The sequence below is a fragment of the Bradyrhizobium sp. Crot121 genome (assembly GCF_059512385.1).
Map to the genome: position 1 here is coordinate 1 of NZ_JCAMOR010000447.1, position 393 is coordinate 393.

The 393-nt window shown below is 60.8% G+C and carries 1 protein-coding gene; it reads left to right on the forward strand.

What is annotated here, in order from left to right; genetic code table 11:
- Positions 1 to 12: 12 nt before the first annotated feature.
- Positions 13 to 138, forward strand: a complete 126-nt coding sequence (locus AC5ZGW_RS47415; protein ID WP_496114307.1) for a hypothetical protein — start codon at positions 13 to 15, stop codon at positions 136 to 138.
- Positions 139 to 393: the final 255 nt, after the last annotated feature.

Genomic DNA, 393 nt, shown 5'->3' on the forward strand with positions numbered 1-393 from the left:
TCGGGCCAGCCTCTGAGCACGATAGCCTACGCGTGCGGGTACCGCGATTACACTAATTTCGCCCGTGCATTCCGCCAACGCTTCGGTCACGCACCCGGCGTTCATCTGCGGGGCGACGACGCTCAATCCAGTGCGTGACGCAAGGCACGAAAGGGCGCGTTGGGCCCACGACGGCGGCCGTTCAGTGGCCTAGCTTTGATGGCACGCTGCCGACGGCTGCGTCACGAGATTTGTCGTCAGCGTGAACGACCGGCAGATTCCATTCTGCTCGGTTCACCTCCCCATGCGCATCATTTGTGTAGGAGTAGCAATGCAAAACATCGTCGGGCTGGCGACGTTGATCGCCATCGCCGCGTTATTGGCCTGGTCTGGTTTCCGCACTTGGCGTGTTAA